Consider the following 9423-nt stretch of genomic DNA (forward strand, 5'->3'; position numbering starts at 1 on the left):
TGTTGGTGGCCGGCGCGTCATTACGCCGCCACGGATTTGATGCGTATCAGCTTGCCGTCTACCACGTGCAGGCCGCATTCCTTCGACTCCGGGTTTTCCCACCACCAGCGGCCGGCGCGCACATCCTCGCCCGGCTCGATGGCCCGGGTGCAGGGTTCGCAGCCGATCGACGGGTAGCCCTTGTCATGCAGTGCATTGTAAGGCACCTTGTTTTCGCGCAGGTAGTTCCACACGTCTTCCTCCGACCAGTCGGCCAGCGGATTGAACTTGGTCATCAGGTGCGCCGGATCGTCTTCCTCTATCATAAGCGAGGTGCGGGTGGCCGACTGCGCGCGGCGCTGGCCGGTGATCCAGGCCTGGTTGCCGGCCAGGGCGCGGCCCAGCGGCTCCACCTTGCGGATGCGGCAGCATTCCTTGCGCATGTCCACGCTGTCGTAGAAGGCGTTCAGCCCGTTCTGCGCCACATAGGCTTCCACCGCTTCCGGCTGCGGGCGGTACAGCGTGATCTGGTAGCCGTAGGTCTCCTTCACCTTGTCCAGCATGGCCAGCGTTTCAGCATGCAAGCGGCCGGTCTCCAGCGAGAAGATGGTGATCGGCAGTTTGGCCTTCAAAATCAGATCGGTCAGCACCATGTCTTCGGCGGCAAGGCTGGAGGCGAACACCGCCGGCGTGAAATCACGGACGATGCGCTCCAGGGTTTGCTGCGTGGACTGGGTCAGGGTATTCAGCTCGCTCATGGCTGGCTCCGCGCTTCAGATGCCGTAGCCGGCGTCGCCGCTGCTGGCAACGTTGGCGGCGGGCGTGGCGCGGGCATGGCGGCGGAACAGCGGCACTTTCTGGTCCACGGAAGCCTGGTAGGTCTCCGAGAAGTCGGACAAGCCTTTCAGCGCGTCCTCGATGCTGCGGTCGGCGCGCACGTCATAGGCGTTGAAGCCCACGCGCTGCATCGAGAACAGCTGGTCGCGCAGCACGTCGCCGATGGCGCGCAGTTCGCCGGCGTAGGCCAGGCGGGTGCGCAGGTTGTAGGCGATGGAGTAGCCGCGCCCGTCGGTGAATTTCGGGAAGTCCACCGCCACCACGGCGAAGGCATCCAGCTCGCCCTTCAGCGTTTCAGGACGCTCGTCCGGGCCGAACCACACGCCGATTTCCGCGGCGGCGCGGCGCGGCGCCAGGGCTGCAGCCTGCGCCTGCCAGGTCGCCAGCGGCACGATGACCTTGCCGGCCGGGACGGCCAGTGCGGCCGCGTCTTCGCCTTCGGCGGCGCGCAGCACGGTCCAGTCGTCGCCGACGATTTCACGGCCCTTGATAATCAGTTTTTGCTCAGACATATTCATCTTCTCCAACCAGGCGGCCCACGTCGGCAATCGGCGTGGCGTATACAAATTCCTTGAACGGCGCGACGCCCAGGCGCTGCACGGTATCGACAAAGCGTTCCGCTTCGTAGCGCTCGCGGACGTACACCTGCAGCAGGCGGCCGATCACTTCCGGCATCTGCAGCGCCGAGAACGACGGGCCGATAATCTTGCCGATGGCCGAATCGTTGCCCTGCGCGCCGCCGATCGACACCTGGTACCACTCGCTGCCGTCCTTGTCCACGCCCAGCACGCCGATGTTGCCCACGTGGTGGTGGCCGCAGGCGTTGATGCAGCCCGAGATGTTCAGTTCGATCTCGCCGATGTCGTGCTGGAAGTCCAGGTTGTCGAAGCGCTCCGCGATGGCGGCGGCGATCGGCAGCGACTTGGCGTTGGCCAGCGAGCAGAAGTCGCCGCCCGGGCAGCAGATCATGTCGGTCAGCAGGCCGATGTTCGGCGTGGCCAGGCCATGCGCCTTCACTTCCTGCCACAGGGTGAACAGCTGGCTTTGCTCCACGTCCGCCAGCACGATGTTCTGCTCGTGCGTCACGCGCAGTTCGCCGAAGCTGTAGCGGTCCGACAAGTCGGCCATGAAGTCCATCTGCTCGGCGGTGGCGTCGCCCGGCGGCACGCCGGTCTTCTTCAGCGACAGCACCACGGCCGCGTAGCCGGGCTGCTTGTGCGCCTTGACGTTGCGCTTGAGCCAGTTGGCGAAGGCTTTGTTGTCGGCGTGCGCGGCCAGCGGGTCGATCGCTTCCAGCGCCTTGTACGGATGCGGCTCGAAGTAGGCCACCACGCGGTCGATCTCTTCCTGTGTCAGCGTTTCGGCATTGCCCTTCAGGTCAGCCCATTCCGCTTCGACCTGGCGCGTGAATTCCTCCGCGCCGATGGCCTTCAACAGGATCTTGATGCGGGCCTTGTACTTGTTGTCGCGGCGGCCGTACTGGTTGTACACGCGCATCACCGCTTCGATGTAGGTCAGCAGGTGTTCGCGCGGCAGGAACTCGCGGATCACCGTGCCCAGGATGGGGGTGCGGCCCATGCCGCCGCCAACCATCACCTTGAAGCCGATTTCGCCGGCGTCGTTGTACACCACGGTCAGGCCGATGTCGTGCACGGCGATGGCCGCGCGGTCCTGCACGGCGCCGTTGACGGCGACCTTGAACTTGCGCGGCAGGGCGATGAATTCAGGGTGGAAGGTCGACCACTGGCGCAGGATCTCGCAGTACGGGCGCGGATCGATGATCTCGTCGGCCGCCACGCCGGCGAATTCGTCGGTGGTGGTGTTGCGGATGCAGTTGCCCGAAGTCTGGATCGCGTGCATCTCCACCGAGGCCAGGTCGGTCAGGATGTCCGGGGTCTGTTCCAGCTCGATCCAGTTGAACTGGATGTTCTGGCGCGTGGTGAAGTGGCCGTAGCCGCGGTCGTACTTGCGCGCGATGTGGGCGAACATGCGCATTTGCTTGGAGGCCAGCAGCCCGTACGGCACCGCGATGCGCAGCATGTAGGCATGGCGCTGATAGTACAGTCCATTCTGCAAACGCAGGGGCAGGAATTCGGCTTCCGTCAGCTCATCGGCCAGGCGGCGGCGCACCTGGTCGCGGTATTGCGCGATGCGTTCGCGGACGATGAGGTGGTCGTATTGATCGTATTGATACATGTCATTCCTAAAAAAATCGCTTGCCGGCGGGGCTGGCTCTTTCAAAGTATCCCAAACTGGCGACAATGGTAATAAACTTCATCTTTATTCCAAACGACTTAGTCTTTATTTGCTTATATACGTATTGGGTATAAGCATGAGCGTAAAATAGAGCTAGAGCAGCCCCAACGAGAGAACAATGAATCTTCATCAACTGCGCTTTGTCCGTGAAGCAGTACGCCAGAACTACAACCTGACAGACGCCGCCAAGGCCCTGTTTACGTCCCAGCCGGGGGTGTCCAAGGCTATTATCGAGCTGGAAGAGGAACTGGGCGTGGATATTTTCACGCGGCACGGCAAGCGCATCCGCGGGCTGACCGAGCCGGGACGGCTGGTGCTGTCCTCGGTGGAACTGATCATGCAGGAGATCGACAGCCTAAAGCGCATCGGCAAGGAGTACGCGGCGCAGGACAGCGGCAGCTTCACCATCGCCACCACCCACACCCAGGCGCGCTACACGCTGCCCAAGGTGGTGCAAGCCTTCATGCTGAAATTCCCCAAGGTGCGCTTGTCTTTATTGCAAGGCAATCCGCGCCAGATCGCCGAAATGGTGCAGCGCGACCAGGCCGACCTGGCCATCGCCACCGAATCCATCGCCGGTGTTGATAATTTGATCACCTTGCCTTGTTATCAATGGGAGCACGTGGTGGTGGTGCCCCCCGACCACCCGCTGCTCAAATCGAAGACGCTGACGCTGGAGGAGATTGCTGCATTCCCGCTCATCACCTATGATGGCGCCTTCGCCGGCCGCAGCAAGATCGACCATGCGTTCTCGCTGCGCGGCCTGAAGCCGGACGTGCTGCTGGAAGCCATCGACGCGGACGTCATCAAAACCTATGTTGAGCTGGGCATGGGCATCGGCGTGATTGCCGGCATGGCCTTCGATCCCGAGCGCGACCGCAGCTTGCGCGCGCTGCCGGCCGGCCACCTGTTCGGCATGAACGTGTCGCGGGTGGCGGTCAAGCAGGGCGCCTACCTGCGCAGCTACATCTACACCTTCATCGAACTGTTGGCCCCAACGCTCAACCGCAAGTTGATCGAGCAGGCCATGAGCGGTGAAAAAGACACCTACGAGTTGTAAATTATATGAAGACCCAAAAAGAATACTACGCGGCCGTTGCCGCCACCTACGACCTGCAATACGAGCGTCCCGAAGTGGAACAGGACCTGGCAGAGCTGCACGAGGTGCTGTCCGAACTGCTGAACGGCCACAAGGTGCTGGAACTGGCCTGCGGCAGCGGCTACTGGACCGAAATCATCGCCGACGTGGCCGAGTCGGTGCGCGCCATCGACAACAGCCCGCAGATGCTGGCCGCCGCCGCCGAGCGCGGCCTGGACGAGGACTTCGTCCAGTTCACCGAAGGCGACGCCTTCAACCTGCCGGCCGACATCGTCCCGGGCGAATACACGGCCTGTTTTGCGGCCGGCCTGTGGTCGCAAGTGCCGCGCTCGAGCCAGGACAAATACCTGGCCCACCTGCGGCTGAAACTGGGCAAGGACGTGCTGCTGGTACTGCTCGACAACAACTATGTCGAAGGGTACAGCGAGCCCATCGCGCGCACCGACCTGGACGGCAACAGCTTCCACATCCTGACCGACACCAAGGGCGAGCGCTACGAAGTCGCGCAGAGCTACCCGTCCGACAGCTGGCTGCGCAAGCGCCTGTCCGGCGCCGCCAAGGAAGTGCGCGTCGAGCGCCTGGAACACTACTGGCTTGCCACCTGCCGCCTGAAATAACCCGTTTCCGTACCGACAAATGGGGTCAGGGTTAATTACACGGTTCGTATACGGTTCGTGTAATTAACCCTGACCCCATTTTTCTTTTGAGAAAAACAAAGTTTGTTGCGGATACGCAACAGCTTGTCGATGTCATATTGTTGAAGCATTTGTTAGGCAAGATTCGTCCCGTCAAGTTTGCAAGCGACGCTTTCCTCAACAAACAACATGGATCAACAAGTGAAAAAACTTACTCTGGCAGCACTGCTCATCGGCGGCTTCGTATCCGCAGCGCAAGCGCAATCGAATGTCACGGTCTACGGTGTTGTCGATCTGGGCCTGGCAAAGACTTCCGGCCAGTCGGTCATCGAACGTGAAAACCACGCGTCGCGCCTCGGCTTCCGCGGCACCGAAGATCTGGGCGGCGGCCTGTCGGCCATCTTCAACCTGGAAAACGAGATCCTCGCCGACACCGGCGCCCAGAAGGGCAATCTGTTCGACCGCCAGGCCTGGGTAGGCTTGAAGGGCGCCTTCGGTACCGTCTACATGGGACGTACCAAGGACATCATCGACGGCGCCATCGGCCGCATCGAACCCTTCGGCGCCGATGGCGTGATCGGTAAAGTCAACGAACCGATGATGCGCGGCGGCGTGGGCGCGTCCCGCGTGTCGAACGCTGTCACTTACCAGAGCCCGAGCTACAACGGCCTGGTGTTCAGCGCGCAAGCCGTGCTGAGCGAAATCAAGGACGCCGACAGCGGCTTCAGCGGCCTGGTCACCTATGACAATGGCCCGATCAGCCTGCACGCCGGCTACCAGCGCGCGGTGCAGACCGCCGTCTCGGCCGTCAAACCTACCCTGTGGAGCATCGGCGGCGCCTACAAATTCGGCGCCTTCAAGCTGACCGCCGGCTACACCAAGGGCGATACCGACCAGGTCGTCACCAACGCCGCCAACGGCGAATACGACAGCTTCCTGATCGGTGGCGTCTACACCGTCGGCAATGGCGACTTCAAGGCTGTGTACGGCAAGCAGGAACGCGACTACGTGAAGTCGGGCAAGGCCATCAGCGGCGAAGAGACGGTCAAGGAAATGGGTATCGGCTACGACTACCACCTGTCCAAGCGCACCGACCTGTACGCTTACGCCGGCCGCGAAAAAGTGAAATCGCTGACCTCCTACCAGGTTGGCATCTCGCACAAGTTCTAAGCTTTAGTACGGATTGAGCCTGGCTTGAGCAAAGGCGCCCTGCGGGGCGCCTTTCTGCGTTCAGGGCGGCAGCGGCAGTTCCACCGTGATGCGGGTGCCGCCGCCGTTGCCATCGCCGCCCGCCGCGCCGCCCTGGATATCGATCTCGCCATCCAGCGCCCACACGCGCTCGCGCATGCCGAGCAGGCCGAAGGAGTGCGCCTTGTTCAGGTCGTCCGGCGAGATGCCGCGCCCGTTGTCTTCTATCTGCAGGTGCAGGCGGCCGTCACGGCGCCGCACCGAAATGTGGACCCGGCTGGCGTGCGCGTGGCGCGCAATATTGGTCAGCGACTCCTGCACGATGCGGAAGGCGGCGGTGCTGTAGCGGTCGTCGAGTATCAGTTCGTGTTCGTGGGCGTCGAGCTGGCAGGCGATGCCGTGGCGCTGGGCGAATTCCTGGCGCAGCGTTTGCAGCGCGTAGTACAGGCCGCCTTCGTCCAGCGCGTGCGGGCGCAGATTGGTGGCGATGCGGCGCAGCGAGGTGATGGCGCGCTGTAGCAGCTTGTCCATTGAGCGCATCTGGCGCGTGGCTTGCGGACTGGCAGCGGGCTGTTGCAGCAGGCTCAGGTCGACGCGCAGCGTGGCCAGCAGTTGGCCGAGGTCGTCGTGCAGTTCGCGCGCGATATGGGCGCGCTCTTCTTCGCGTATGGTTTGCAGGGCGGCGGACAGGTCGCGCAGTTGTTCATAGGAGATGGCGCGGTCGGTCGCGCGCCGGCCGGGCGCCTGGCCGTTGCGCCGTGAGCGCTCGCCTGCCGTTTTCGGCCGCCGCCGCGCCAGTTTACCGAGCTTGTCCATGTGCACGTCCCTGTGGCCGGGAGTCGGCCTTAGGGTACACAATAGGATAGCCGCCGCGCCGGACTTTGATCTGGCGCAGGGCGGCACGCATTACATCTGCTTGAACAGGTGCAGGAAGCTGCGCGAGACTTCCAGTTTGTCGGAGCGGTCTTTGATCAGCACCAGGTGGCGGCCGCGGATGTCGCGCGTGACACCCTCGATGGCGTTGACATTGACCAGCGTGGCGCGGTGGATCTGCCAGAACAGGTCCGGATCGAGTTCATCGGCCAGGTCGCGCACCGGCTTGCGGATCAGCGCCTCATATTTGGCGGTCTGCACGCAGGTGTATTTTTCATCGGAGCGGAAGAACAGGATTTCCTCGACCGGTATCATGCGCAGGTCCTGGCCGATGCTGGCCTGGATCCATTGCAGATAGGTCTTCTTCGGCGCGGCGATCTTTTCGGCCAGCTGGGACAGCATGGCTGTCACGCTGGCATTCACGTCGGCGCCGCCCGTACTGCCGGCCGGCGCGCTCATGCGGTGCTTCAGGCGCTCCACCGTGATTTGCAGGCGTTCCGGCTCGGCCGGCTTGAGGACATAGTCCACGGCGCCGCGCTCGAACGCTTCCACCGCGTGTACATCGTAGGCGGTGACAAACACCACATTGCTCTTGTTGCCGATGGCGGCGGCCGCTTCCATGCCGCTCTTGCCTGGCATGCGGATATCGAGGAAGGCGAAGTCGGGCTTGAGCTGGTCGACCAGATCGATCGCTTCTTCGCCGTTTTTCGCTTCGCCGATGATGTCCAGCTCCGGCCACACCTGGCCCAGGCGCAAGCGCAGCTGGTCGCGCATCAGTCTTTCATCGTCGGCAAGAATTGCAGTTGGCATAGTCGAAGGCGTGTTAAAAAGTGAGTGCTAATTATTCAACGAATCGGCGGCTGGCGCAATCGATTACTTGGCCGCCAGCGCATAGGGCACTTCAATGGTGGCGATGACGCCGCTGGGCTGGTTGGGCTCGATATTCAGCGCCCCCTGGCTGCCGTGCAGCAGCTTCAGGCGTTCGCGGATATTGCTCAGGCCCAGGCCGGTGCCGTCGCTGGGCTTGGCGCCGAAGCCCAGGCCGTCGTCGGCCACGATTACGCGCAGCTTGTTGTGCGCCACCTCGGCGCGCACCCGCAAGGTGCCGCCTTCGGGCTTGCCTTCCAGGCCGTGCTTGATGGCGTTTTCCACCATCGATTGCAGCATCATGGGCGGGAAGGCTGCGGTGCGCAGGCCGTCCGGTACGTCGAAATCGATCGTCAGGCGCTCTTCCATGCGCATTTTCAGCAAAGCCAGGTAGGCGGCCACCATGTCGGCTTCGCGGCCCAGGTTAGTGATCAGGTTGCTGTCGCGCATTTGCGGCAGCACGGCGCGCAGGTATTTAATCAGGCTGCGCTGCATGGCCGAGGCGCGCGGCGGATCGGTCTCGATCAGGTGTTCGACCGAGGCCAGCGTATTGAACAGGAAGTGCGGCTCCACTTGCGCCTGCATCATCTGCATTTTCGCCTCGCTCAGCTGCCGTTGCATGGATTCGCGCTCGGCGGCGGCGTTGGCCGACAGCGTTTGGGCCTCGGCGCGCTTCTTTCCGCCCATGAGCGCCTTGGTGGCGAACAGGGCCAGCACCAGCAGGGAGACGAAGCTCTTGAACCAGGTCGATGCCTGCTTGTGGTAGCGCGACACCTTCTGCTCGGCGGCATCATCCACTGCCTCTTCGATGGCGTTGGACAGTTCTTCGCCGATTTGTGGCGGCAGTTCGATGTGGACTTCTTCGCCTGGCAAGGCCGGAGCAGCGGGCGCGGCAGGCGCGCGGGCGGCACGGCCGGCTCTGCTGCCGGTCTCGGCTTTGCTGGATGGGGTGGCTGGTGGCTCCGGCGGCGCAGCCGGGGCCGGTGCTTCGGCAGGTGCGGGCGGCTCGGGCAGGGCGGGGGCGGCCGGCTCGCTGCCGTCTTCGCCGCCGGCCGGCGGAGCTTCCTTACGGATCTTGCTGCCGCGCGGGTTGAAGTGGATGCCGCTGTCGTCGATCAGGATATTGGTGTCGCCACCCGGGCGGGAGCGCTTGCGCTCCTTGGTGACATATTCCTCATCCGGCCGCGAGGAGAATAGTTCGTCCTGCAGAATGGAACCGGCGATCAGGGCCAGCGCTGCAAACAGGAAGAATTTCCACCAAGACAATTGGGTAACCCAGGTTGCCGTCGCGTCGAAGCCTTTGTGCAGCCAGGCAATGATAGTCTTCAGTGTGTCATGGACTTTGGGTTGGGGAAACATGTAATGCCTTCAATTTCTCGGATGGTGCAACTGTACGCAATGTGGCCATGATGCGCCACGGCATTGCGACAGTCTGCAAAAATCGAGGCCTGGAAGGGCGCGGGTCGTATCCGGACGGCGGGGGCTTGCGGATGCAAGGCCGTTCAGTTATAGTTCTGTCCCCGCGCTGCTGAGCACTGCTTGTAGCGTAGGGAGAGGTAGGAAAACAGGGGTTGACGGATTTAACGAAACGCCCCATAATCTTCCTTCTCTGCTGCTGAACAAAACGCTTCAGCAACAACGCAGAATTCTTTAAAAATTTACAATCGATAAGTGTGGGCGTTTGATGAT

The 9423-nt window shown here is 62.6% G+C and carries 9 protein-coding genes; 3 read left to right on the forward strand and 6 right to left on the reverse strand.

From position 1 onward, the window contains the following. Nucleotides 1-20: 20 nt before the first annotated feature. Genes AC6H42_RS02255 through AC6H42_RS02265 form a run of 3 tightly spaced genes read right to left on the reverse strand, consistent with a single transcriptional unit; the run spans nucleotide 21 to nucleotide 3012 of the window. Nucleotides 21-737, reverse strand: coding sequence for a phosphoadenylyl-sulfate reductase (locus tag AC6H42_RS02255; RefSeq protein WP_057158744.1), 717 nt, complete (start codon nucleotides 735-737; stop codon nucleotides 21-23). A gap of 15 nt (nucleotides 738-752) precedes the next feature. Further along, complete coding sequence (locus AC6H42_RS02260; protein ID WP_057158743.1) at nucleotides 753-1328, reverse strand: DUF934 domain-containing protein; 576 nt, start codon at nucleotides 1326-1328, stop codon at nucleotides 753-755. Then, complete coding sequence (locus AC6H42_RS02265; protein ID WP_497547323.1) at nucleotides 1321-3012, reverse strand: nitrite/sulfite reductase; 1692 nt, start codon at nucleotides 3010-3012, stop codon at nucleotides 1321-1323. Before AC6H42_RS02265 ends, AC6H42_RS02260 begins: the two co-directional genes overlap by 8 nt. Nucleotides 3013-3190: 178 nt before the next feature. On the opposite strand from AC6H42_RS02265, the gene AC6H42_RS02270 reads away from it, so the two are divergent. The 3 genes from AC6H42_RS02270 (at nucleotide 3191) to AC6H42_RS02280 (ending at nucleotide 5976) form a co-directional block, all read left to right on the forward strand. Continuing rightward, entirely contained in the window at nucleotides 3191-4132 is a 942-nt protein-coding gene (locus AC6H42_RS02270; protein ID WP_057158741.1) for a CysB family HTH-type transcriptional regulator, read from the forward strand. Nucleotides 4133-4137: 5 nt separating this feature from the next. Continuing rightward, a complete protein-coding gene (locus AC6H42_RS02275) occupies nucleotides 4138-4788 on the forward strand; it encodes a class I SAM-dependent methyltransferase (RefSeq protein ID WP_497547324.1) in 651 nt (216 codons plus the stop codon). A gap of 219 nt (nucleotides 4789-5007) precedes the next feature. Further along, nucleotides 5008-5976 (forward strand): porin, encoded by a 969-nt coding sequence (locus AC6H42_RS02280; protein ID WP_057158994.1) that lies wholly within the window; start codon nucleotides 5008-5010, stop codon nucleotides 5974-5976. A 60-nt stretch (nucleotides 5977-6036) separates the two neighbouring features. On the opposite strand, the gene AC6H42_RS02285 is transcribed toward AC6H42_RS02280, so the two are convergent. From AC6H42_RS02285 to AC6H42_RS02295, 3 genes are all read right to left on the reverse strand, one after another. Next, complete coding sequence (locus tag AC6H42_RS02285; RefSeq protein ID WP_057158739.1) at nucleotides 6037-6810, reverse strand: sensor histidine kinase; 774 nt, start codon at nucleotides 6808-6810, stop codon at nucleotides 6037-6039. A 90-nt stretch (nucleotides 6811-6900) separates the two neighbouring features. Then, nucleotides 6901-7677: a LytR/AlgR family response regulator transcription factor gene (locus AC6H42_RS02290; RefSeq protein WP_057158738.1), complete on the reverse strand. Its 777-nt coding sequence runs from the start codon at nucleotides 7675-7677 to the stop codon at nucleotides 6901-6903. 63 nt (nucleotides 7678-7740) lie between these two features. Continuing rightward, complete coding sequence (locus AC6H42_RS02295; RefSeq protein WP_057158737.1) at nucleotides 7741-9093, reverse strand: sensor histidine kinase; 1353 nt, start codon at nucleotides 9091-9093, stop codon at nucleotides 7741-7743. Nucleotides 9094-9423 lie beyond the last annotated feature (330 nt).

Source organism: Massilia sp. NBRC 108631 (assembly GCF_059704565.1).